Raw genomic sequence first — 23,636 nt, 5'->3', positions numbered from 1 at the left:
CTTCGTATTCAGCCAAGTCGCTATGCTGCCGCCACGAAACCTTTTGGGAACATGGAAGCATGAAGCAATTGCACGGAAGTACCTTGGCCTTGGCACTGGGCGCGCTGCTGGCGCTGGCCGGCTGTGCCAAGCATGAGATGTCGGCCGAAACCGCGGCCGTTGCCGCCGATGCGGTGCAATCCCCGGAAGGCGCGTTCCTGGCCTACGAGCACACGGTGCAGCTGCAGTTGCCGGGCAAGGACATCGCGCCGCGGGTGAAGGCGGTATCCGACGCTTGCCAGAGCGCCAGGTTCGGCGACTGCGCGGTGCTCAACGTGTCCCAGCAGGGCGGCGATACGCCGCGTGGCTCGATCAAGGTGCGGGTCGCCCCCAAGGGCGTGGAGCCGCTGATCGCGCTGGCCAGCGACAAAGGCGAGGTGACCACCCGCAACACCGAGGCCGAGGACCTGGCCCAGCAGGTGGCCGATACCCGATTGATGCAGGATCGCTTGAAGGCTGAACACGAGCGTCTGCTCGAGTATCAGCAGCGCAAGGATCTGGCGGTGGCCGACCTGCTGACGATTTCGCAGCGCCTGTCGGAGATCGAAGCTGGCCTGCAGCAGGCCAATCGTGATTCGGCGCAGCAGCACCGGCGCATCGATACTCAACTGGTGACCATCAACATCGAGTCGACCAACAGCCAGCGCAATCGCAGCGAGATTGGCCGGGCGTTCGGCGATTTCGGCGAGATCTTCACCACCAGCGTGGCTTATGTGATCCGTATCGCCGCAGGCCTGCTGCCGTTGATTCTGGTTGGTGGCTTCCTGGCATGGCTGCTGCGCCTGTGGTGGCGCCGCCGCAAGAAGAAGTAATCCGCAGATTTGTGGGAGCGGCGTAAGCCGCGAAGCTGATGCTCTGAAACGACACCAGCTTCGCGGCACGCGCAAGTAAAGTACCCAGTGGCTTTTGTAGAAGCGGCGTCAGCCGCGAAGCCGATGATCTGAACCGTTTCCAGCTTCGCGGCTAACGCCGCTCCCACAAGAGCGGGCATCAGCCATGCAGGTGCAGCTCCGGAATCCGCTTTTCGTGCACGGCAAACAGGTCCTGGAACTCTTCTTCGTTGAACTCATCGGGCAGATAGACCGCCACCTGGCTGCTGACGCCGTTGGCGTCTACCCGCTCGCGCGGGCCGGCCCGCAAAGACACTTCGCGATCCTTGAAGGTGGTAACCCATGGGGTCTCATCCCACTGGGTCACCTCAGCGTTGTCTGCATCCCAGATCACAACAATCGTAAACATGGCGTCTCAACTCTTCAGGGCGCGGTGTTCGCTGGTGATGGTCGCACCTTCGCCCATCACTTTGGTGACCGGTGTACGGGTGGCTACATCCAGTAGTCGTTCCCATTGTTCGCCTGTCAACGCGCCGGTAGCGGAAAGAATGCGGTGCACCTGCAGCTTACCGGCTTCATCGCGGCTGGAGGTCAGCTCGGCGTTGAACTCACCTAGCTCCCAGCCTTTTTTCTCTGCATACATACGCAAGGTAATCGCGGTGCAGGCGGCAAGCGATGCCAGATACAGGTCGAACGGCGCCATGCCTGCGTCCTGCCCGCCCAAGCGGGCCGGCTCATCGGCCACAAGACTGTGGACGCCGTTGCTGATGCGATGGGCGTAGTTGCTTTCCGTTGATTCAATGGTGACGTGGGCCATGGCAGGCTCCTTCGGAACGAGTCGTCAAGCTACTGCGATACATGCAGCTCGGGTAGTCACCGTTTACTGCCTGCATCGTCCCATCGGCTGAACGATGCCGCCGCTCACATCGTCACGAAGGCTGCGTGGCCGGCAGGAAGTGCTGTCGCGGCCTCTTCCAGCAGGCAATTGACGGCGGTCTTCAACATCTTTGGCGCGATGAAGTGGCGATGCATCGGGTCCACCGCTGCCATGTACAGGTGCCCGAAGGGATTGCGGCAATACACGCGGGTGGAAAGGCTGAAGGTGATCCGCTCGCCATCGCGCTGCACCGCGACGCTGGACCGGAATTGCAGGTGGCGATCATCGGCACCAAGCAGCACCTGCGCCGAGTTGGCACTGATGGAAGTGGCCAGCACCGGGAAGCGCTGGGCAAAGCGTTGTTTCGACGCATCGCTCAACAGCGACGATACAGGGCAGCCCAGTGACGAGGTGCGTAGTCGCAATGGGCGTGCGACCAGGTTCCGCAGCCGCATCAGGCTGCTGACGCTGTCGGCGGGTTGTTGGATGAAGGCGGTGAGCAGGGCCGCCAGCAGTTGTTCTGGATGGCTGCTGGCAAGCCAGCGTTGATCGATTTGCACCTCCACGTGATCCTGGTGCTGGTAACGCGGCAGTTGCTCGGCCAATAGTGAGTCTGGTGGCAGTTGATGCCCGCCATGCACCCGCAGGCTGGGCAGCCTGAGCGATGTAGTGCCGCTGCGCGGTCGCAGTTGCACCAGCAGTTGGCGCAACTGCCCGGCATGCTGGCGCAGTTGCGCACACGCCCAGGCTTGCCGAGGCTTGGGATCGAAACTGAGTACGCTGGTCCACACCTCGGTTTGTTGTGTGTGCTGCTGCAGTGCTGCCGGCATCAGCTCAGTGAGGCTGGCGAGGTCGGCCTCGCCGCGCGCGACCTGCGCCTGCAGTGCGGGATCCAGCGCGCCTGCGGTTTCATCGGGATGGCAGGAGACCGCGAACAGCGCTGGATGCCTGCCGTTGTCGCGCAGTGGCTCGAACTGATGCCAGGTGTTGGCGGCCATGCGCACCGTGAACAGACAATCGGCGGGAATCTCGACGTGGCGCAGGGCCTGCTGGATATCCTGCGGCGTGTCGCAGGCCGAACCTGCGGCGATGAAGCGTAGGCGCGCGCCGCCGCTGCCGCTGATCGCGGTGAACACACGCGGTGCAGCATGACGGTGGAATGGATGACCATTACTGCCCACCGAGAACGTGTACAGCGCGGCGTTGTCGCCGGCCGCCAGGTTGGGCGCTGAAAGCCGCGCCGAAGGCTCGTCCAGCGCATCGTTGAAATGCGCATGCTGGGCCTGGCGTGCACCTGCCGCTGTTGCAACTGCATCGCCGGCGCCCACATCCAGCTGGGTCAGTAGTGTGACTTCGGCGGCACGGCTGCCATCACTGGCATTGATCGAGACATGCGGAAAGCTGCTTTCGTTCGGAGTGCGACTGCGTTCCATGCGATGCCTCGTGGTAGTTAGCTGGCGGGTTTTGCCTTGGTCTTGGCATTGCGACGTGATTCGCGCTGTAGCGGCCCGGCCGTTGGGCAGACCTCGAAGGCGAAGCGGCTCAAAGTGTTGACCATGTTGTCGGGGGTGAGCCGGTAGAAAACGAACTGGCCACGGCGCTCGCTGGTGACCAGCCCGGCTGCGGTGAGCACCGAGAGATGACGCGAGATGGCCGGCGCGCTCATCTCGAAACGCTGGCCGATCTCGCCAGCGGTGAGCTCCTGCGCCGACAGATACGCCAGGATCTGCCGGCGCGGGCGTGAGGCAAGGGCTTCGAAGATCTGATCGGCAGGCATGGGTAATCAATTAACTAATTCGTTAATTAATTAAACGCCTGATTGCCCGGGAATGTCAAGCAGTGAACCTGTAGTGCCGAGCCATGCTCGGCAGGGGCTTTACCGGTAAGGCCTCTGCCGAGCATGGCTCGGCACTACATGATTCGTTTTTTTATCGAATCCTTACCGGCAACGGGATGTTGCACAGGTCGATGTGGCCGGCGGCGCGCTTGTAGAAACCGTCCACGCGATTGCGACGCGCTTCCACCGCATCGGCGAAGGTCTTTGAATCGGTACGCAGCACCTGCAGGTTTACCCGCTGTGCTTCCGGCAATTCGCTGGCCAAGGTGATCGCCTTGATCTGCGTGCGCTGCGCGGGGTCTTCGTAGAAGCCCATCGGGTCCGGGCCGCGCTTGATCGTGCTGAGCAGCTCCATGCCCTTGAGCACGCGGCCAACCAGGGTGATGTTGCGGTCCAGCTGGCGCGGCGATTGGCCGGTGACCACGTAAAGTTCTGCACCAACGCTGCTGTCTTCGTCATTGTTGCGGCCGGCGCCGAGCGCGCCATAGCAATGCGCCAACCAGGCGTTCTTGCCATCGCTGCCCACCGCGAAGTCGCCTACGAAGCCGGTCCTGGTGGCCCAGCCATCACGGTCGGGCAGGGCGGTGAAGGCAAGTCCTTCGACAGGACGCTGGAACTCCGCTGGCAGGTGGCTCTTGGCGCTGCCCATCGACTTGGCTTTGGCCGCATCGTCGGCATCGGCGTCGCCGAACTGCACCACGAAGTTGTCCTGCGAGCGGTAGATGCTCAGCCCATCCCAGAAGTGTTCCTTGGCCATCGTGCGGATGTTGCCGGCGTGCTCGGGTGCGAACTGCGGGGCCAGCTCGATGATGACGCGGCCGCCTTCCACATCCATGTACAGCGTGTTCTCTGCTGCCGGGGTATGCCAGTCGCTGGCCGGTGCGGCATCGATGATCTCCTGCGCGCTGCGGTACTTGGCGGGGGCGTCGGCCGCCAGCAGCGGCAGCGGGGACAGCGACAGGGCCAGGGCGAGCAGGCAGGGACGTAGCGTCATCGTGCGCATTCCAGTTGGGTGTGTCGCCGATTCTGCGCGATTGCACTTGCTGTCGGCCAGCCTTGTGACCGAGGTTGGGGGTGACTACCGGCATATTCACTATAGCGAACTAAGTACTAGTATCTACTTCACGTTAGCTGGCAGGAGTAAGGGCCATGACTGAATTGGATGCGTATCTGCGTAAGTTCCAGAAGGAATTGAGCACAGGCACGGTGTCACTGGCCTTGCTGGCGGTGCTGGCCAAGGCGCCGGAGCCGCTGTACGGCTATCTGATTGCCAAGGAGCTGGAGCGGGTTGGTGATGGCGTGCTGAGCGGCAAGCAGAGCGCCTTGTACCCGGTGCTGCGCAACCTGGAAGGCGCTGGCCTGCTGGAAAGCCATGTGGAGCCGTCGGTGGCTGGACCGCCGCGGCGCTACTACCGCATCAACGACGACGGTCGCGCCGCCCTGCGGCAATGGATCGCTGCCTGGAATGCCACCCGCGACTCGGTCGAGTCGGTACTGGAAGGAGTCAACTGATGACTATCGAATTCAACGCGCGGCCGCTGCCGACGACGATTCCCGAATACCTGGACCAGCTGCGTGCCGCATTGAGCGGCGCTGACCTGGCGATGATCCAGGACGCGCTGTACGACGCCGAGGAATACCTGCGCTCGGAGCTGGCCGAACAGCCGGGCAAGAGCGAGGCCGAGGTGATTGCAGGCGTTGCCGGCAGCTACGGTGCGCCGGAGGAAGTTGCGGAGATCTATCGCGAAACCGAGGTCACGGTGAACCGCGCGATGCGCACGCCACGGCCTGCAACGCGTCCAGTACCTGTAATGGCGATGGCGGCAGCGGGCGCCACGGCTTCTTCCGTCGAGCCAGGCGCTGCGGCATCGGTTGCTGCGCCGGTACAGCGTTCCCTGCTGGCACGCTTCTTCGGTGTTGCGCTGGATCCACATACCTATGGCGCGCTGTTCTACATGCTGCTGTCGTTGGCCACCGGTACCTTCTTCTTCACCTGGGTGGTCACCGGTTTGTCGCTGTCGGTATCGCTGCTGATCCTGATCATCGGCCTCCCGATCCTGCTGCTTTTCCTGGGCTCGGTGCGGGTGTTGTCGCTGGTTGAAGGCCGCATCATCGAAACCATGTTGGGTGTGCGCATGCCGCGTCGTCCGACCTATACCGATCGCAGCCAGGGTTGGCTGCAGCGCATCGGTGCGATGTTCTCGGACGGCCGCACCTGGCTGACGATGCTGTACTTCGTACTGATGCTGCCGCTGGGCATCCTGTACTTCACCGTGGCGACGACCTTGCTGTCGACGTCGTTGGCCTTGGTATTCGCACCGGTGGCTGCACTGTTCACCAACGAGCCAATCGGGATCTGGATCGACGGCGTCAACGTTGGCAATGCGTTCTGGTTGTGGCCGGTATCGGTGGGTGTAGGTGTGCTGCTGCTGTTCGGCACGCTGCATCTGGCACGCGGCGTAGGCAAGCTGCATGGCGCGATGGCCAAGCATCTGCTGGTGCGCTTGTAAGCACGTTGGTTTGGATCTAGACGAGGGCGCCGATGGCGCCCTCGTTGTTTTTCGCTCCCTCCCTTTGGCGTAGCCAAGGGGAGGGATGGGGAGGGGTGGGCTCTTCGCTTGCTGATGCAGCGGTGGCCTTCGCGGCTTACGCCGCTCCCACTGTGTGCCTAGGCTGATGTGATGCTGGGAAGGCTTCTGCCGAGCATGGCTCGGCACTACAGTGGCAAGGTCGCTTGCCGAGCATGGCTCGGCACTACCGTTGGTCAGCGCTGGGCGCGGCGGCGTAGCGGGGTGACGTTGCTGCTGGCTTTCTTCGCTTTCTTTGCTGCTGGCTGCGCGGACTGGGCGCTGAAGAAATCGCGCATCTTCGGGTACACCACTTCGCGCCAGCGGCGGCCGCTGAAGATGCCGTAGTGGCCGGCACCTTCGACGATGAAGTGATCGCGGCGCGAGGCCGGGATGCCGGTGCACAGCGCCTGCGCGGCTTCGGTCTGGCCGAGGCCGGCGATATCGTCGAGCTCGCCCTCGATGCTCAGCAGGGCGGTGTCGCGGATCGCCGACGGATCGACGTGTTCACCGCGCACATACCATTCGCCACGCGGCAGCAGGAACTCCTGGAACACCACGCGGATGGTGTCCAGGTAGAACTGCGCCGGCATGTCCAGCACGGCGTTGTACTCGTCGTAGAAGCGGCGATGCGCATTGGCATCGTCCATGTCGCCCTTGACCAGGTCGGTGTAGAAATCCCAGTGCGACATCAGGTGGCGGCTGGGGTTCATCGACATGAAACCGGCGTGCTGCAAAAAGCCCGGATAGACGCGACGGCCCTGGCCCGGATACGGCGCCGGAATGGTGTGGATGACGTTGTTCTCGAACCACGACATCGGATTGCGGGTGGCCAGGTTGTTGACCGCGGTCGGGCTGCAACGCGCATCGATCGGGCCGCCCATCATCACCAGCGAGCGCGGCGTGGCTTCGCCACGGCTGGCCATCAGTGACACCGCCGCCAGAACCGGCACGGTCGGCTGGCAGACGCTGACCACGTGCACATTCTCGGCGCCGAGGTGGCGGATGAACTCCTGCACGTATTCGATGTAGTCGTCCAGGCCGAACTCACCCTGTTCCACCGGCACCATGCGCGCGTCGACCCAGTCGGTCACGTAGACGCGGTGGTCGCGCAGCAGGGTGCGCACGGTATCGCGCAGCAGGGTGGCGTGGTGACCGGACAGCGGTGCAACCACCAGCACGATGGGCTGCGCCAGCAGCGCTTCGACCTTGGAGGTTTCATTGCTGTGGCGCTTGAAGCGCAGCAGCTTGCAGAACGGCTTCTCAACCTCGGTGAGCTGGGCGATCGGCACGATCTCGCCATCAAGCTCCAGCTCGTGGATGCCCCATTCGGGCTTCTCATAATCCTTGCCGAGGCGGTGGAACAGCTCGTTCATCGCCGCGAAGCGATCAGCGCCCGGCATCGACGACCACCAGTGGCCCGAATTATTGAAGAACGCCGCATTCGCCTGCGCCTGGTGAACCCAGGGCGCAAGCAGATTGCGGGTCAATTCATGCAGTTGATAAAGCATGACGTCCCAATATGTACAGTCATATGATGCTGTGCAGCATAGCGCACTATCGCAGAGCGCGAGTTAAGCCGGTATCGGCCTTTAGTCGGCCCTTTCCAGCGCGGCGATGTCTTCGCTGAATGCGGGCCCCAGCCAGCAATGCGAGCCGACCCCGCGGAAACCGACCTCGCGCAGCTGGCGCTTGTACCAGCGGGCAGGGCGCTGCTGGAAGCCGTCATGGTCGCCATGGAACTCGTCCTCGGCGGTGAACAGCTCCAGGAAGGCGACCCCGCCACACAGTTCGGCCAAGCCCGGCAGGCCCTTGCGCAGCTCACGGCTGGGCACGTAATGGATCACATCCGAGCAGACCAGCAGGTCGACCGGCGCGCACGGGCGCAGCCATTGGAAGTCGCCGAAGCCGGCCAAGTGCAGGTTGCGGGTGCGGCCATAGCGGCGCACCGCGTACTCACTGCTGTCGAAGCCCATGTACTGCAGTTTGGGCCGCAGCTTGAGCAGCGGCGCGCGCCAGGCGCCTTCGCCGGCACCGATGTCGAGCACGCTGCGGATCGGGCGTTCGAGGTAGTACTCGGCTGCGGCGACAGCCAATTGCACCTTGCGGGCCAGGCGCGCTGCGCCGCCGATATCGTCACGGCGGTACCAGCGTTGGAAGTAGTCGGCGTCGTACTGCTTGTCCTGCATGTGCGTGTCTTGTGCGGATGGGCGAAAATGGCGCTCATCCTACGCCGCCGATGGAGCCAGCGCATGCAGTCGTACTTTTGGGTAAAGACCTTCCACCTTGTTTTCGTGGTGGCGTGGATGGCGTCGGTGTTCTACCTGCCGCGGATCCTGGTCAACCTAGCCGAGGCGGCGGGGCAGCCGGCGGTGGTGGAACGACTGCAGTTGATGGGCAAGCGCCTGTACCGGTTCGGCCATGTGATGTTCGGGTTTGCCTTCATCCTGGGGCTGGTGCTGTGGCTGGGTTACAAGGTGCTGCCGGAGTTCCCGACCATGGTGGCGCCGGGTGCCGCTGGCTGGCTGCATGCCAAGCTGGGTCTGGTGATCCTGCTGATGGTGTACTTCACCTTCACCGGCCGTTGGTTGAAGGGCACGATCAAGGGCAAGGCATTGCCGTCCTCGGGCACGCTGCGCTGGTTCAATGAGCTGCCGTTGGTGCTGTTCATTGCGATTGTTTATCTGGTGCTGGCGAAGCCGTTCTGAGGTTTCTCGGGAACTGCGAAGAGCAAAGGCACCCCTCCCAACCCTCCCCTTGGCTGCGCCAAAGGGAGGGCTCAAGCTCTGCCCCTCCCTTTGGCGCAGCCAAGGGGAGGGCTGGGGAGGGGTTGAGCTTGTGACCCTTACTGCCCCCGCAAAGCCTCCGCAAACTGCGGATAGCCAAACACATTGTTGTGATCGGCATCAGCCATGGTCACTGCCTGCGCCACACCGGGCTGGAACTCGCGCAACAACCGCAACGAACTCGCATTCGGAATCACCTCATCCCTGCCGGCGATGATCAGCGTGGTGGGTGCGGTGATCCGGGCGGCGTGACGCCATGAGTCGTAGTGATCGCGTAGCAGCAGGCGTACCGGGAAGGCGGGGAACATGCGTGCAGCCAGGCCGCCAATGCTGTCGTAAGGGGTGATCAGGACCAGCCGCTGAACTGGTCGTGCAGCGGCGAGTTGCACGGCGACGCCCGAGCCGAGGCTGCGGCCAATCACGATGATGTCGTGGGGTTGGCTGGAGCTGGTGCCGTCATATAGCGCCAATGCATCGCTGATAAGCGCGGCTTCGGTTGGTGAGCCGCTGCTGCCGCCATAGCCGCGGTAGTGCATCGCGTGGATCGCGGCATCGGGGAAGCCCTGCTGCAGCATCGGCAGCGCCTGCGAGACATCTTCGGCATTGCCGCCGAAATACAGTACGAGCTGCGTGCTGTGCTGCCGGTTGCTGGAGACGATGATGTCGGCATCGCCGCGCGGCAGCGTCCAGTGCGGCACATCGGCGCTGCGCGGCGCCGGGTGGTAGAGCATGCTGCGTGCATTGAAGGCGAGCAGGGCGCAGGCGATCAGGTACATGCTGGCGAGCAGGCTGATGGCGATCAACAGGACTTTCAGGCTGGTGATCATGCTGCTTGGCCTCGCCAGGGATGGGGAGAAGGCAGGTGACGCAGTCCACACGCGCAGCGCGTGTCACAACCCGGTGCCAGCAAGCAGGCGGCTACCGTGCTTGTAGGAGCGGCGTGAGCCGCGAAGCAAGTACATCACCAGCTGGCGCACATGCCAAGGGCTTCAGCAGGGTCAGTTTCGCGGCTCACGCCGCTCCTACAAAAACCATGTTCCTGCGCTCAGCCCGCCGGCGTCAGCTGCCGCAGTTCCTTGCGGGCGGCATCGATCCAGGCGCGCTGCGCCTGCTGGTAGTAGCGCGGCGAGGTCTCGGCGCGGTCGATGATGTTCTGCAGCTGCTTGGCCGCGTCGTCGTCGCGGCCCGCCCGCTTGAGCAGCAAGGCATAGCGCAGCCGCGCTTCCTCGCCCGGGTAGCCGCCGATCATGGCTTCATACTCGTGCAGGGCTGCGGGGATGTCAGCGCTGTCTTCCACCGTGCGCGCATAGAGCAGATGACCTTCATGCGAGCGGAAGTTGGGGTTGGCCGCGATCAACGCTTCCAGCGTCTTGCGCGCCTGTGCCGGCTGCTGCAGGCCGTACTGGGCCTTGGCCAGGCCCAGCATGAGGTCCGGGTCTTCGCGGTGCAGCCCGCGCAGCGCACCTTCGTACAGCGTGGCTGCTTCGGCGTACTCGCCGCGGTCCAGGTGCTCCTGGGCCAGGCGCCTGCGATTGTCGGCGGTGTCGGAAGCACGCAGACGCTGGTCGGCCTCACGCTTGCCGCGCTGCGGGTCGAGCTGGTCACGGACCTGGCGCAGACCACGACGTGCGGTCGGGTTGTTGCGCAGCCCGGGCAGTACTTCGGCGATCACGTAGATCAGCACCGCCAGGTACGAGAAGAACAGCAGGATGAAGATCCAGTACAGCGGTCGCCCGGTGCGCACGACGTGCACGCAGCAGGCGACCTGCAGGATCAACGAAAGCAGAATGATCGGACTCATCCGTGTGTCCTCGGCTGTACTGGTTTGATTACGCGGCCTCGTAGACGCCGTAGCTGCGCAGGCGCTTGTAGCGGCGTTCCAGCAGTTCTTCGACCGGCAGCTTATCCAGCGCGTCCAGCTCATTGAGCAGCACGGCCTTCAGGCGCTTGCCCATCTGGGTCGGGTTGCGGTGTGCGCCGCCGATCGGCTCGCGGACCATCTTGTCGATCAGGCCCAGGCTCTTCAGGCGCGGGGCGGTCATGCCCAGCTGCTCGGCGGCGTCCTTGGCCTTGCCGGCGTCCTTCCACAGGATCGAGGCGCAGCCTTCCGGGGTGATGGTCGAATAGACGCTGTACTCAAGCATCAGGGTGCGGTCGCCCACGCCCAGCGCCAGTGCGCCGCCGGAGCCGCCTTCACCGATCACGGTGCAGATCACCGGCACCTTCAGCTCGGCCATCTCCATCAGGTTGCGGGCGATGGCTTCGGACTGGCCACGCTCTTCAGCGTCGATGCCCGGCCAGGCGCCAGCGGTGTCGATCAGGGTCAGCACTGGCAGGCCGAAGCGCTCGGCCATCTTCATCAGGCGCAGCGCCTTGCGGTAACCCTCGGGCTTGGGCATACCGAAGTTGCGCTTGATCTTTTCCTTGGTGTCGCGGCCTTTCTGGTGGCCGATCAGCATCACCGAGCGGCCGCCGATACGGGCCAGGCCACCAACAATGGCCTTGTCGTCTGCAAAGGCGCGGTCGCCGGCCAGTTCCTGGAACTCGTCGCAGAAGATGCGGATGTAGTCCAAGGGGTAGGGGCGCGACGGGTGGCGGGCCACCTGCAGCACCTGCCACGGGGACAGGTTGCGGAAGATCTGGGCAGTACGCAGGCGCAGCTTGTCTTCAAGCGCCTTGACCTCAGCATCGACATTGACCGCCGGGCCAGCGCTGGCATTGCGCAGGTCCTTGATCTTGGATTCCAGATCGGCGATGGGTTGCTCGAAATCGAGGTAGTTCGGATTCATCGGAAACCGTCAGCAATGAAAGGGGGGAAGTGTAGCCGAACGCGCCGTATCAACCCGTACGCGTCCGTCCGGACAATCAATTGGCCCAGGGCGGGCTGTACTTGACCTTGACCCGGCGCACGGCCGGGTCCTCACGCAGGGCGTCCAGCAGCTTGGGCGTGACCCGCACCGAGCCGCTGCTGCCCAGGTCGAGCATGCCGGCAATGCTGCCGGGCTTGCCATTGAGCAGCAAGTCCAGCCGCAAAGGGGTACGGCCGGGACGGTTGGCGGCCAGCAGGGCGTCGATCCGTTGCCAGATCGGGCCGCCGCGGCCATCCACACGCATCGACAGGCGCAGCGCATGGTCGGCGCAGAGCTGTTCGTAGTCCCAGCACTGGCGCAGGCGCAGGGCATAACCGCCGTTGAACTCGTCTTCGCGCAGGCCGCCCTTGACCACCAGGATGCGGTCCTTGGTCATCAGGTGGCCGAATTCGGCCAGGCCATCGGAGAATGCGCTGCATTCGACCCGGCCCTTGCCGTCTTCCAGTGTCACGAAGACCTGACTGTCGCCCTTGCGGCGCACGCCAATGACCATGCCGGCCAGGATTACCGGGGATTCCTGACGCCAGGCGCGCTTTTCGCCGTCCTTGGAGGGGAAGGCGGGGGTGATCAGCTTGTCGAGGCCGCCGAGGTCGGTGCCGACCAGTTCCTTGACGTCGTCTGCATACGGATCGAACGGGTGGCCACTGAGGAAGAACCCCAGCGTTTCGCGCTCGCCGTTGAGCAGCTGTGCAAGAGGCCACTCCTTGCTCTCGGGCAGGTCGAGCTGGCTGGCGGTGCTGACCGGATCCGGCGCGCCGAACAGCGAGTTCTGCCCGGAGGCCTTCTCGCGCGCCATCTGCTCGGTGGCCTTGATCACCTCCGGCAGCTGCAAAGCCAATGTCGCGCGATTCTTGCCGACGCCGTCGAAGGCACCGCAATTGATCATCGCTTCCAGTGTGCGGCGATTGAGCTTGCCCGATTCCACCCGCGCGCAGAAATCCAGCAGCGAAACATATTCGCCGCCGCGCTCGCGCTGTTCGACTACCGCTTCGCACGCACCTTGGCCGACGCCCTTGATCGCGCCAAGGCCATAACGGATGGTGTCGGCGTTGGCGGCCTCGAACATATAGGCCGACTCGTTGACGCGTGGCGGCAGCACGGTCAGGCCAAGGTTCTTCACCTCGGCAAGGAAGCCCACCACCTTGTCGGTGTTGTCCATGTCCGAGGACAGCGTCGCGGCCATGAACTCGGCCGGGTAATGACGTTTGAGCCAGGCGGTCTGGTAGCTGACCAGTGCGTATGCGGCAGCATGCGACTTGTTGAAACCGTAGCCGGCGAACTTCTCCATCAAGTCGAAGATTTCGTCAGCCTTGGGGCCATCGACGCCGCCGGCGGCCGCGCCTTCGCGGAAGATCTCGCGGTGTTTGGCCATTTCCGCCGGCACCTTCTTGCCCATTGCACGGCGCAACAGGTCAGCGCCGCCCAGCGAGTAACCGCCGACGATCTGTGCCATCTGCATCACCTGCTCCTGGTACACCATGATGCCGTAGGTGTCTTTCAGGATTGCCTCGGTACGCGGATCGGGATAGATGATTTCTTCCTGTCCGTGCTTACGCGCGTTGAAGGAGGGAATCAGGTCCATCGGGCCCGGGCGGTACAGCGACACCAGGGCGATCAGGTCTTCGAAACGGTCGGGCCGCGCGTCCTTCAGCAGGCGCCGCATGCCCGAGGATTCAAACTGGAACACTGCGCCGGTATTGCCGTTGGCGAAGATGTCCTTGTAGGTCGGCGCATCATCCAGCGGGATGTAGGCGATATCGATCGGTGGAATGCCGGCGCGCTCGTGGCGACGGTTGATCGCCTTCACCGCCCAATCAATGATGGTCAGCGTGCGCAGGCCGAGGAAGTCGAACTTCACCAGGCCGACTTCTTCAACGTCGTTCTTGTCGAACTGGGTGACCGGGTTCTTGCCGATGCCGCCGTCGTCATGTTCGGCGTACAGCGGGCAGAACTCGCTCAGCGGCTCTGGCCCGATCACCACGCCACCGGCGTGCTTGCCGGCGTTGCGGGTCAGGTCTTCCAGCTGCAGCGCGAGGTCGATCAGGTCGCGGACGTCGTCCTCGGACTCGTAGCGCTGGATCAGCTCGGCCGAGGCCATTTCCGAATTCGCGCCTTCCTTGCCCTTGCCCAGCGCATCCTTCAGGTGGATGCCGAGGATGTTGGGAATCAGCTTGGAAACGCCGTCGACCAGACCGTAGGGGAAGCCGAGCACACGGCCGGTATCACGCACCACCGCCTTGGCCGCCATGGTGCCGTAGGTGATGATCTGACTGACGCGCTCGCGGCCGTATTTGCGTGCGACGTAATCGATCACCTCGTCGCGGCGATCCATGCAGAAGTCGATGTCGAAGTCGGGCATCGACACGCGTTCCGGGTTCAGGAATCGCTCGAACAGCAGGTTGTAGGGCAGCGGATCCAGATCGGTGATCTTCAGCGCCCACGCCACCAGCGAACCGGCGCCGGAACCACGGCCCGGACCAATCGGAATGCCCTGGTTCTTACCCCACTGGATGAAGTCGGCCACGATCAGGAAGTAGCCGGGGAAGCCCATCTTGATGATGGTGTTGAGCTCGAACTCCAACCGCGCGTCGTAGTCCTCGCGGGTCATGCCGGCGGCGATTGGATGCACCTGCAGGCGCTCTTCCAGACCGTCGCGCGAGATCTTCTGGATCCAGCTGTCCAGGGTCTGGTCGTCCGGCACCGGGTAGTTGGGCAGGAAGTAGGTGCCAAGCCGCATTTCGACGTTGCAGCGTTCGGCCAATGCCAGGGTGTTGTCGATCGCGTCGGGGATGTCGGCGAACAGCTCGCACATTTCCTCCGGCGTCTTCAGGTACTGCTCGCGGCTGTACTCGCGCGGACGCTTGGGATCGTCCAGTACGCGGCCCGTGGAAATACAGACGCGCGCCTCGTGCGCATCGAAATCATTGGGCGACAGGAAGCGCACATCGTTGGTGGCCACCACCGGCAGGCCACGCTGGCCGGCGGCCATCAGCGCGAACTGGTTGAAAGCTTCCTCACCGTCGCGGCCGGTGCGGGTCAGTTCCAGGTGCAGGCCATCGCCGAACACGCGCTGCCAGTCGGCGAGCTGCTGCTCGGCCAGATCATGGCGGCCTTCGCTGGCCAGGCGGCCGGCGAGGCTGTGGCGGCCGGCCAGCGCAAACAGGTTCTTGCAGCCGTCCTTCAGCCATTGCGGATGCACGGCGACGCCGCCTTCGTTGCGGTGGCCCTCCATCCACGCACGGGTCAGCAGCCGTGACAGGCTCAGGTAGCCTTCGCGGTCGCGGCACAGCAAGGTCATGCGCCAGGGATCCTGGCCGTCCTCGGTGATCAGCAGATCGGCGCCGGCGATGGGCTTGACGCCCACGCCCTCGGCAGCCTTGTAGAACTTCACCAGCGCGAACATGTTGTTCAGGTCGGTGACCGCCAGTGCCGGCGCTTTCATCTCGACCGAGCGACTGAGCAGGTTGGCTTGCTTGGCCTTCTTCGGATCAGCCTGATCCGGTTTGGCGGGCACGCGGATGGTGGAATCCACCATCGAGAATTCGGTGTGGACGTGGAGATGGACGAAACGGGAAGAAGTAGACATGCGGGGCCAGAGTTATGCCGATGCAGGGTAGCGACGGGGGCGGGGTGGGGCAAGGCTTGACATGCCTTGCCGCGCCCGCCGGCCCGGGCGTTCGGCCCGTGCACGCACAGTAGCAGGGCGGCGGCGCAGCGGGCGGCAACGCCACCAGCGCCCGGCCCACGTGGCCCCAGCATGCGCTGCGTGGTTGTGGCTGGGGCCCGGTTGCAGCCGCGGTCAGTGGACGCGGAAGTAGGTAAACGATTCAGGTGCATAGCTGCCTTCACGCACCCTGCGCTGGTGCTCGTGGAGGCGGGCTTCGATCTCACGCAGTTCCAGCCAGCTGCTGCGATTGAAGGCGATTTCCCTGTCGTCACGGCCCTGGCGGCCGGCCTCGACGTGGCGCAGGCGCTGGTAGTCCACGAAGTTGGCGACTTCAGCGGCCAGTTTCGGCCAGGCGGTGTCGATCACGATGGCCAGATCCAGGTGGCCGACACCCGGGACGTTGTCCGGGATCAGCTGCCGGCTGGCGTGCAGGTAGGCAACCACCAGCTTCAGCTCGCGGGTTACATCGGCGCTGGGCTCCCAGTCGCGGTCCTGCACCAGCTGCTCCAGCAGCTGGGCGTGCTGTATCCGCTGTTGGATGCAGGGCGAGGGGGCACCGTCCGCGGCAAGGTCGTTCAGGTTGCGGGCGGCGGTGGCCAGCTGGTCGGTCTGCAACGGTGGCTGGGCGCGACCCAGCAGGGCGAGGAAACCGTTGAAGTACTCGACTTCACGCGGAACCAACAGATAGTCGTTGACGTGGTTGCGGCGCTGCGGGATGTCGGGCGGGAAACTGTCCAACACCTGCGGCAGGGGAAGGCGGGGGTCGGGGATGGCGTACATGGTGCTGCTCCTGCGGGGGACGGGGCGCGTCCGTGAAGGCGGGGACACAGCGCCAGCATCCGCTTGGGCGTAGCATTGGTCATGATGGCAGGCGGAGCCTTCAGACAGTCATTGCGCTGGTTTCTGAGGTTTTCATGAGGGTTTGCCCATGGGTGCGGTTGAAGACCCAGGTGACACTGGCCCGTTGCTGCATCGCTACCGTTTTGACGGCATCGTGGTGGACACGGTGGCGCATACGCTCAGCCGCGACGGCCAGTTCCAATCGCTGGAGCCCAAGGCATTTGCGGTGCTGTTGCTGCTGCTGCGGCACGCAGATGAGTTGCTGGTGCGCGACCAGTTGCTCGACGCTGTCTGGGGCCATCGGCATGTAACGCCGGGCGTGCTGACCCGTGCCATTGCCCAGTTACGTTCCGCGCTGGACGACCATTCACACGAGCCGCGTTACATCCAGACCCAGCACGGTTTGGGCTATCGCTTCATCGGCAAGCTGCTGCCGGCGGAGACGCCAGCGCTGGAGGCCGGGGCGGGGCAAGCGGTTGCCGAGTCAGCATTGGTGGAGCCAACGATTGCTGTCGTCGAGCCCGCTGATGATGTCATTGCTGAACCTGGCTCAGCGGTGCAGCCGCTGCCGCCCTTGCGCGCTCGATTCTCGCAATGGTGGCATGCAGCACCGAGCGTGGCATCGCCTGCATGGCTGCGTTCGCGGGCCTTGTTGGTTACCGGTGGCGTGTTGCTCCTGCTGATGCTGGTAGCAGGCGTATGGTGGTGGAGCAGAGGTCCGGTTGCGACGGCAGCATCAATTGCCGTGATGCCATTCAGCAGCCTCAGCGATGATGCGTCCGACCGTTACTTTGCCGATGGCCTGGCGGTGGAGATGCACGATGCCCTGACCAATGTGCCGGGTTTGAAAGTGGCCGCCAGGCAGCTGACCACGGCACACGAGGGGGAAGTGGAAGGCGAGGACGTGCGCCGGATCGGGCGCCGCCTCGGTGTGGCGACGCTGCTGGATGCAAGCGTGCGCCGCGAGGGTGGGCGGGTAAGGATCAGTGCGCGGCTGTCTGACACCGCCACCGGCTTTACGCTGTGGGCGGAGACCTACGACCGCGAGATCAACGACGTCTTCGCGCTGCAGGGAGAGATAGCGAACAGTGTGGTGCACGCCTTGCTCGGACACCTGCCCGGGAAAACCGCCGGTGTCGCGCAGCGGCTTACACCGACCAAGGATGTTAATGCCTACGACGCCTATCTGCGCGGACTGGCGCTGCTGCAACGGCCGATAGGCGAAGCTGGTAACGATCGGGCAATGGCGGCGTTCGCCCAGGCCTTGAGCCTTGATCCGCATTTCGCGCGGGCGCAGGCCGGGATCTGCCGGGCCCAGATCGCGCGGCTGGAGGGTGTCAGCGATGCGGAGGCGTTCGCGCGTGCACGCGAGGCCTGCGCGCGGGCGCAGGCAATGGACCCGGGCCTGCGCGAGGTCAGCCTGGCAATGGCCGAGATCGCCCGGGTCAGTGGCCAGAACGAACAGGCGCTGGGCTTGTACCAGCAGGTCATGGGCGACCCGGCGCTGCGTGCAGACGGTCTGGTCGGGCAGGCACGAACCTACGCTGCACTCGGGCAGGAGGCGAAGGCGTTGCAGGCATTCCAGCAGGCCATCGCGGCCCGCCCCAGCGACGCGCAGATATATCGACTGCTCGGCTATCACCATTGGTTGCGCGGCGACGTGCCCAAGGCGATCGATGCGTTTGTCACCGCCACCGTGCTGCAGCCAGAAGACAGCCGTTTATGGGGCAGCCTGGGCGGACTGTATCTTGCCCAGGGCGATACCGTGCAGGCCGGGCATGCGTTCAACATGTCCTTGTCGATCGAGCCCAATGCCGGTGCATTGACCAATCTCGGCACGATGAAATTCGATCACGGCGAGTACGCGGTGGCTGCGGAGCTGTTCCAGCAGGCAACCGTGCTGGAGCCGGAGGACTATCTGCACTGGGGTAATCTGGCAGATGCCTTGGCCGCTTCGCCGGCCACCGCAGCGCAGGCGCAGGCACCGTATCTGCGAGCAGCGCATCTGGCGCAGCAGTATGTGGACGTGCGCCGCGACGATGCCTATGCCTTGGCCTTGCTGTCCTGGTACCGGGCAAATCTGGGTGAACGCGCGCGTGCGCTTGCGGACCTGCAGGCGGCACGCGCGCTGGGGACGCAGGCGGCCGAGGTCGCGCTGTGGTGTGCGCAGACCTTGACCTTGCTTGGCGACCATCCCGGTGCGCGCTCCTGTATTGAAGTTGCGTTGAAACAGGGAATCCCACAACAGCGCATCGACGCGTTGCTGTCGCTGCAGCGCTATGCGCTTGTCGGTAGCGGGGTGCGCCGGGAGTGAACTGATTTTCTGTCCGGGGCGGCGGACCTCACCGAGGAGATGTCGTCATGAACTACAGCGTGTGGATATTTGTCGGGCTTTCTGCCGGTGTCGCTGCCTGTGCCACGCAGCCGCCTCCGGCGCCAAATGATCCTGTGCAATGCACGAATACCTTGCCCGCGCGGATCGTCAAGATGGTGTATGTGGATGTGATGGCGGGGCCCAGTGGGCCTGTCGTCAGCCCGGACGAATGCGTCGTGCGCAGCGGAACCATCGTGCTGTGGCGCACGCCGGAAAACGTGCTGGATCCCTTTGAGTTGGCGTTCGCCGAGTCGCCGGTTGACGCGGCGACCCACCGCATGTCGGCGAATGGGGCGCCAAAGGATTTCCGTTCCCAGCGCATGGGCAGGCGACAGGGCGTTGAAATCACGGCCAAGGAAGTGACCGTCGAGAACCGGATCAAGTACGACGTGCGTATCGGTTCAAGCCACCTCGATCCGGGGATCAAGATCATGCCGCGCTGACAGGCGCGGCGGCTGACTCAGGATGCGCCCAGGCTTGCACGCACCGGCGCAAAGCTGCGGCGGTGCTGCGGGCAGGGGCCGTGCGCTTTCAGTGCGGCCATATGCAAGGGGGTGCCATAACCCTTGTGCTGGTCGAAGCCGTACTCGGGATGCTGTTGGTGCAGCTCCAGCATGAAGCGGTCGCGGCTGACCTTGGCCAGGATGGAGGCGGCCATGATGCTGCGGTCGATGGCGTCGCCACCAACCAGCGCTTCGGCCGGGCAGGGCAGACCCTTGGGGATCTTGTTGCCGTCGATGCGGGCGAACTGGGCGACATGTGCCACGCCTTCCACTGCCAGGCGCATGCCCTGCATGGTGGCCTGGAAGATATTGAGGCTGTCGATCTCGGCCACATCGACCATGACGATTTTGTAGGCCAGGGCGCGCTCGATGATGCGGTCGTAGAGCTGGTCGCGACGCAATGCGGTCAGCGCCTTGGAGTCGTCCAGGCCATTGATGCGCGGGCGCCCGGGATCGAAGACAACGGCCGCCACCGCGACCGGGCCGGCCAATGGTCCGCGTCCTGCCTCATCGACGCCAGCGACCAGGCGCGGAACCTGTTGTGCAAGCAAGGCGGCATCATCAAACAACGACAGCGAGGCATCCGCTGCCGGGCTACGGCGGGAGGTCACGGCTGGCCTTGCGTCATCGGTGCCTGCAGCAAGCCGGCGACAGCGTCGGCAGCGCGTGCCGAGGCATCCTGGCGCAGTTGCTGGTGCAGCTGCTGGTAGTCGTCCTGCAGGCCGCTGACGCACTCGGGATGTTCAAACCAGTTGCGTACCGCGGCAGCCAGATTGTCCGCCGTGCAATCGTGCTGGATCAGCTCCGGCGCGAGGTCCTTGCCGGCCAGAACATTCGGCAGGGCAAAGCGGGTGACTTTGATCAGGCCCAGTGCCTTGACGATGCGATAAGTCAGTTCGGCGACGCGGTAGCCCACGACCATTGGGCGTTTGACCAGCATGGTTTCCAGTGTGGCGGTGCCGGACGCCAGCATCACCACATCGGCGGCAATCATCGCTTCGCGTGCCTTGCCATCGAGCAGGTGCAGGCGCGCGCTGGGGAGCGCTGCGCTGCGGATCTGTTCGGTGATCATGGCCTTGCACTTGGCATTGGCTGCCGGCACGACGATATGCAGGCCGCGGTCCTGCTCGCACAACTGCCAGGCGGCGGCGAAGAACGGTGGGCCGAGGCGGCTCACTTCGCCCAGACGGCTACCGGGCAGTACCGCGAGCAGCTTTGCCTGCCCGGGAATACCCAGGGCTTGGCGAGCAGCTGCGCGGTCAGTTTGCAGCGGGATCTCATCAGCCATCGGATGGCCGACGAAGCGCGCATCAATGCCGTGGCGGGCATAGATTGGTGGTTCCATCGGGAACAGGCATAGCACCAGATCGGCACTGGCACCGATTTTTTCGGCACGCTTCTCGCGCCATGCCCATACCGAGGGGCTGACGTAATGCACGGTGCGCAGGCCGCGTTGCTTGAGCCACTTTTCGACGCCCAGATTGAAATCCGGTGCATCGATGCCGATGAACACATCCGGCTTCCAGTCGAGCACGCGCTGGCGGAATTCCTTGCGCAGTTTCAGCAGGCGTGGCAGATGACGCAGGATTTCAGCCAGCCCCATCAGCGCCAGTTCGCTGGCATCAAACCAGGTTTCGCAACCCGCGTGGCGCATCGCGTCGCCGCCGATGCCAGCGAATTCGGCATCGGGATAGCGGGCGCGCAGCGCCTGGATCAGGCCGGCGCCGAGCAGGTCGCCTGACGCTTCACCCGCGACCAGCGCGATGCGCGGCCTGCGCGCCTGACCCAATCCCGGGTCGCGAGTCTCAACGCTCATCGCTGCAGCGGACGCTCGCCGTGCTCGATGAAGTCCAGCATCTGCTTGACGTCATCGCTGCTCTGCGCCTGTTCGGCCAGCGCAACCTTGGCTTCGGCCAGCGGCACGCCGGCCACGTAGATGGTGCGGTAGGCGCGCTTGATCGCGCTGATGCGTTCGGCATCAAAGCCGCGACGCTTCAGGCCTTCGCTGTTGATGCCGCGCGGACGGCCGTGGCCGTCGATGCCGACCATGGTGAACGGCGGGATATCGCCGGTGACCAGTGCACCCATGCCAAGGAAGGCATGGTCGCCGATGCGGCAGAACTGGTGGGCACCGGCGAAGCCGCTGATGATCACCCAGTTGCCGACCGATACGTGGCCGGCCAGCGTGGTGTTGTTGGAGAACACGCAATGGTCGGCGACGTGACAGTCATGGGCGACATGCACGTAGGCCAGCATCCAATTGTCGTTGCCGATGGTGGTCACGCCACCGCCGCCGGCAGTGCCGCGGCTGAGGGTGACGAATTCGCGGAACACATTGCGGTCGCCGATCACCAGCTCGGTGCGCTCACCGGCAAATTTCTTGTCCTGCGGCTCGCCGCCGACGGCGACATGGCCGATGAAACGGTTGTCACGGCCGATCCGGGTCGGACCATGGATGCTGCAATGCGGACCCACTTCGGTTCCATCGCCGATCTCGACGTCGGCGCCGATCAGGGTGAACGCACCCACGCGCACGCCCTGACCAAGCTTGGCCGAAGGATCGATGACCGCGGTCGGGTGAATCAGGGGGGCGCTATCGCTCATCGTGTGCTCCAGGCAGGTTATTCGCGAGTGCCGGCGCAGAGCACTTCGGCGTGGGCGACGATTTCACCGTCCACCTTGGCTTCGCCGTAGTAGACCGCCATGTTGCGGATCATGCGCTTGACCTGCACGTGCAGTTCCAGCACATCGCCCGGCACCACCTGCTTCATGAAACGCACGTTGTCGACCTTGACCAGGTAGAACAACTTGGACTGCGCGTCGCGGCCCAGGCTGAGCTGGGTCAATACGCCGCCGGCCTGCGCCAGTGCCTCGATGATCAGCACGCCCGGCATGATCGGCTGGCCCGGGAAGTGACCCTGGAAGTAGGGCTCGTTGATGGTGACGTTCTTGTGCGCGACGATGCGCTTGGCGTCCACATCCAGCTCGACAACCTTGTCGACCAGCAGGAACGGGTAGCGGTGCGGAATCAACGTCTGGATCGTGGTGACGTCGATGGGCATCTGCAGTGGTGCGTTCATTCTTTCTCCTTGCTCACAGCCAGGATGCGCCGTGCCAGCGTATCGAGCTGCTTGAAGCGCGCGGCGTTTTTGCGCCACGTGCGGTTGTCGGTCAATGGGGTGCCTGACGAGTATTCGCCCGGTTCGGTAATCGAGTTGCGTACCACCGATTTGCCGGTGATGACGACGTGGTCGCAGATTTCCAGGTGGCCAACGACGCCGACGGCGCCGCCTAGCAGGCAGTAGCGGCCGATCTTGGCACTGCCGGCAATGCCGGTGGAACCTGCAATGGCGCTGTGCGCGCCGATCTGTACGTTGTGGGCGATCTGCACCAGGTTGTCCACGCGCACGTCTTCGTCCAGCGTGGTGTCTTCCAGCGCGCCGCGATCAATGCAGGTGTTGGCGCCGATCTCGCAGTCGTCGCCGATGCGCACGCCGCCCAGCTGCGGCACCTTGATCCAGTGGCCGTTGTCCATGGCCAGGCCGAAGCCTTCGGCGCCGAGCACGGCACCCGGGTGGATGCGCACCCGCTTGCCCAGCTTCACCCGGGCAACCAGGGTGACGCGGGCCAGCAGTTCAGTGCCGGCTTCGACCACGCAGTCGTCGCCGATGATGCTGCCTACGCCGATGATGCAGCTCTCGCCGATCACACTGCGCGCACCGATGCAGACGTGCGGGCCGATATGGGCGCTGGCGGCCACCGTCGCGCTGGGGTCGATGACCGCGCTGGGGTGGATGCCGGGCTCGCGTACCGGAACGGTCTCGAACAGTGCGCCGATCTTGGCGAAGGTCGTGTATGGGTCCTTGGCGACTAGGGCGGCACCCGGCGCGGCCTCTGCGTCGTCGGCACGCAGCAGCACGATGGACGCCTTGCTGTCGGCCAATTGGGCCCGGTAGCGCGGGTTGGCCAGGAAGGTCAGCTGCCCGGGGCCGGCATGCGCCAACGTGGCAACACCATGGATGGCAACCGACGGGTCACCGTGCACCTGCAGGCCGAAACGGTCGGCAAGTTCCTGAGCGGTATAGGTAGGAGTATTCACGCAGCAAGTTTACCGTGTGCGCCGATGGCGGTCATGCGAACGGACGTTATCACCCTTGCAGGGCAAGGGCAGCGGGGTGGGCGGGCCGCCCGGAAGTAGCGGTCCAAGGGGGCTGCATGGCTTTGACGGGGATGTCCCGTTCCGCGAAGCGCAGGCACGGGGCCCTAAAAGCGAACCCCGGGAGTGAATCGCGTCCCGGGGCCGGTTGATGCGGTAATTCTGGTGGAGAGCCCCCTTTGGTAAAGGGGGCGCGCCGACAGGCGCGGGGGACTTGCAGGTTGAAGCCGGTAGACCAGAGCCCGCCCGGTTTTCATGCTGTGGCATGAAAACCGGTACCCGGGGCTTCA

The 23,636-nt window shown here is 64.3% G+C and carries 23 protein-coding genes; 6 read left to right on the top strand and 17 right to left on the bottom strand.

The window, feature by feature from the left end:
• Window positions 1-59: 59 nt before the first annotated feature.
• On the top strand, window positions 60-851 hold the full coding sequence (locus Q5Z11_RS14015; protein WP_303746973.1) for a DUF4349 domain-containing protein: 792 nt from the start codon (window positions 60-62) through the stop codon (window positions 849-851).
• A 178-nt stretch (window positions 852-1,029) separates the two neighbouring features.
• Here the strand turns inward: Q5Z11_RS14015 and Q5Z11_RS14010 are convergent, their stop codons facing one another.
• The 5 genes from Q5Z11_RS14010 to Q5Z11_RS13990 form a co-directional block, all read right to left on the bottom strand.
• Window positions 1,030-1,278 (bottom strand): hypothetical protein, encoded by a 249-nt coding sequence (locus Q5Z11_RS14010; RefSeq protein ID WP_303746972.1) that lies wholly within the window; start codon window positions 1,276-1,278, stop codon window positions 1,030-1,032.
• Window positions 1,279-1,284: 6 nt separating this feature from the next.
• On the bottom strand, window positions 1,285-1,686 hold the full coding sequence (locus Q5Z11_RS14005; RefSeq protein WP_303746971.1) for an OsmC family protein: 402 nt from the start codon (window positions 1,684-1,686) through the stop codon (window positions 1,285-1,287).
• A 104-nt stretch (window positions 1,687-1,790) separates the two neighbouring features.
• A complete protein-coding gene (locus Q5Z11_RS14000; RefSeq protein WP_303746970.1) occupies window positions 1,791-3,179 on the bottom strand; it encodes a DUF2867 domain-containing protein in 1,389 nt (462 codons plus the stop codon).
• A 17-nt stretch (window positions 3,180-3,196) separates the two neighbouring features.
• Window positions 3,197-3,523, bottom strand: a complete 327-nt coding sequence (locus tag Q5Z11_RS13995) for a metalloregulator ArsR/SmtB family transcription factor (RefSeq protein WP_303746969.1) — start codon at window positions 3,521-3,523, stop codon at window positions 3,197-3,199.
• Between the two features lie 151 nt (window positions 3,524-3,674).
• The gene (locus Q5Z11_RS13990; RefSeq protein ID WP_303746968.1) at window positions 3,675-4,577 is read right to left on the bottom strand and encodes a peptidylprolyl isomerase; all 903 of its coding nucleotides are present in this window, start codon (window positions 4,575-4,577) and stop codon (window positions 3,675-3,677) included.
• Window positions 4,578-4,732: 155 nt separating this feature from the next.
• Here Q5Z11_RS13990 and Q5Z11_RS13985 point away from each other — a divergent pair, with 155 nt between their 5' ends.
• On the top strand, window positions 4,733-5,095 hold the full coding sequence (locus Q5Z11_RS13985) for a PadR family transcriptional regulator (RefSeq protein WP_303746967.1): 363 nt from the start codon (window positions 4,733-4,735) through the stop codon (window positions 5,093-5,095).
• Entirely contained in the window at window positions 5,095-6,093 is a 999-nt protein-coding gene (locus tag Q5Z11_RS13980) for a sensor domain-containing protein (protein WP_303746966.1), read from the top strand. The genes Q5Z11_RS13985 and Q5Z11_RS13980 overlap by 1 nt, the downstream gene beginning before the upstream one ends.
• Before the next feature lie 254 nt (window positions 6,094-6,347).
• On the opposite strand, the gene Q5Z11_RS13975 is transcribed toward Q5Z11_RS13980, so the two are convergent.
• Both Q5Z11_RS13975 and Q5Z11_RS13970 read right to left on the bottom strand, forming a co-directional pair.
• Window positions 6,348-7,661: a polyhydroxyalkanoate depolymerase gene (locus Q5Z11_RS13975; RefSeq protein ID WP_303746965.1), complete on the bottom strand. Its 1,314-nt coding sequence runs from the start codon at window positions 7,659-7,661 to the stop codon at window positions 6,348-6,350.
• Window positions 7,662-7,742: 81 nt separating this feature from the next.
• Window positions 7,743-8,339 carry a class I SAM-dependent DNA methyltransferase gene (locus Q5Z11_RS13970; RefSeq protein WP_303746964.1) on the bottom strand — a complete coding sequence of 199 codons (597 nt, stop codon included), beginning with the start codon at window positions 8,337-8,339 and terminating at the stop codon, window positions 7,743-7,745.
• A gap of 63 nt (window positions 8,340-8,402) precedes the next feature.
• On the opposite strand from Q5Z11_RS13970, the gene Q5Z11_RS13965 reads away from it, so the two are divergent.
• Entirely contained in the window at window positions 8,403-8,858 is a 456-nt protein-coding gene (locus Q5Z11_RS13965; protein ID WP_303746963.1) for a CopD family protein, read from the top strand.
• A gap of 137 nt (window positions 8,859-8,995) precedes the next feature.
• Here the strand turns inward: Q5Z11_RS13965 and Q5Z11_RS13960 are convergent, their stop codons facing one another.
• From Q5Z11_RS13960 to Q5Z11_RS13940, 5 genes are all read right to left on the bottom strand, one after another.
• Window positions 8,996-9,763, bottom strand: a complete 768-nt coding sequence (locus Q5Z11_RS13960; protein WP_303746962.1) for an alpha/beta hydrolase — start codon at window positions 9,761-9,763, stop codon at window positions 8,996-8,998.
• Between the two features lie 218 nt (window positions 9,764-9,981).
• The gene (locus Q5Z11_RS13955; RefSeq protein WP_303746961.1) at window positions 9,982-10,737 is read right to left on the bottom strand and encodes a tetratricopeptide repeat protein; all 756 of its coding nucleotides are present in this window, start codon (window positions 10,735-10,737) and stop codon (window positions 9,982-9,984) included.
• Between the two features lie 28 nt (window positions 10,738-10,765).
• Entirely contained in the window at window positions 10,766-11,725 is a 960-nt protein-coding gene (locus Q5Z11_RS13950) for an acetyl-CoA carboxylase carboxyltransferase subunit alpha (RefSeq protein ID WP_303746960.1), read from the bottom strand.
• A gap of 76 nt (window positions 11,726-11,801) precedes the next feature.
• Window positions 11,802-15,392, bottom strand: a complete 3,591-nt coding sequence (gene dnaE, locus Q5Z11_RS13945) for a DNA polymerase III subunit alpha (RefSeq protein ID WP_303746959.1) — start codon at window positions 15,390-15,392, stop codon at window positions 11,802-11,804.
• A gap of 213 nt (window positions 15,393-15,605) precedes the next feature.
• The gene (locus Q5Z11_RS13940) at window positions 15,606-16,253 is read right to left on the bottom strand and encodes a hypothetical protein (protein ID WP_303746958.1); all 648 of its coding nucleotides are present in this window, start codon (window positions 16,251-16,253) and stop codon (window positions 15,606-15,608) included.
• A 148-nt stretch (window positions 16,254-16,401) separates the two neighbouring features.
• On the opposite strand from Q5Z11_RS13940, the gene Q5Z11_RS13935 reads away from it, so the two are divergent.
• Complete coding sequence (locus Q5Z11_RS13935; RefSeq protein ID WP_303746957.1) at window positions 16,402-18,627, top strand: winged helix-turn-helix domain-containing tetratricopeptide repeat protein; 2,226 nt, start codon at window positions 16,402-16,404, stop codon at window positions 18,625-18,627.
• Window positions 18,628-18,674: 47 nt separating this feature from the next.
• Entirely contained in the window at window positions 18,675-19,130 is a 456-nt protein-coding gene (locus tag Q5Z11_RS13930; RefSeq protein ID WP_303746956.1) for a hypothetical protein, read from the top strand.
• A 17-nt stretch (window positions 19,131-19,147) separates the two neighbouring features.
• On the opposite strand, the gene Q5Z11_RS13925 is transcribed toward Q5Z11_RS13930, so the two are convergent.
• Genes Q5Z11_RS13925 through lpxD form a run of 5 tightly spaced genes read right to left on the bottom strand, consistent with a single transcriptional unit; the run spans window position 19,148 to window position 23,289 of the window.
• Window positions 19,148-19,765, bottom strand: a complete 618-nt coding sequence (locus tag Q5Z11_RS13925; RefSeq protein WP_303750047.1) for a ribonuclease HII — start codon at window positions 19,763-19,765, stop codon at window positions 19,148-19,150.
• 32 nt (window positions 19,766-19,797) lie between these two features.
• Window positions 19,798-21,006 carry a lipid-A-disaccharide synthase gene (gene lpxB, locus Q5Z11_RS13920; RefSeq protein WP_303746955.1) on the bottom strand — a complete coding sequence of 403 codons (1,209 nt, stop codon included), beginning with the start codon at window positions 21,004-21,006 and terminating at the stop codon, window positions 19,798-19,800.
• Window positions 21,003-21,794 (bottom strand): acyl-ACP--UDP-N-acetylglucosamine O-acyltransferase, encoded by a 792-nt coding sequence (gene lpxA, locus Q5Z11_RS13915; protein ID WP_303746954.1) that lies wholly within the window; start codon window positions 21,792-21,794, stop codon window positions 21,003-21,005. The genes lpxB and lpxA overlap by 4 nt, the downstream gene beginning before the upstream one ends.
• Before the next feature lie 17 nt (window positions 21,795-21,811).
• Window positions 21,812-22,270, bottom strand: coding sequence for a 3-hydroxyacyl-ACP dehydratase FabZ (gene fabZ, locus Q5Z11_RS13910; protein ID WP_282267396.1), 459 nt, complete (start codon window positions 22,268-22,270; stop codon window positions 21,812-21,814).
• The gene (gene lpxD / locus Q5Z11_RS13905; RefSeq protein ID WP_303746953.1) at window positions 22,267-23,289 is read right to left on the bottom strand and encodes a UDP-3-O-(3-hydroxymyristoyl)glucosamine N-acyltransferase; all 1,023 of its coding nucleotides are present in this window, start codon (window positions 23,287-23,289) and stop codon (window positions 22,267-22,269) included. The genes fabZ and lpxD overlap by 4 nt, the downstream gene beginning before the upstream one ends.
• Between the last annotated feature and the right edge of the window lie 347 nt (window positions 23,290-23,636).

Origin of the sequence: Stenotrophomonas sp. 610A2 (assembly GCF_030549615.1) — a bacterium.
Classification (GTDB): domain Bacteria; phylum Pseudomonadota; class Gammaproteobacteria; order Xanthomonadales; family Xanthomonadaceae; genus Stenotrophomonas; species Stenotrophomonas pigmentata.
Note: the sequence above shows the minus strand (reverse complement) of the source record. Positions and strands in the feature narration are given on the sequence as shown.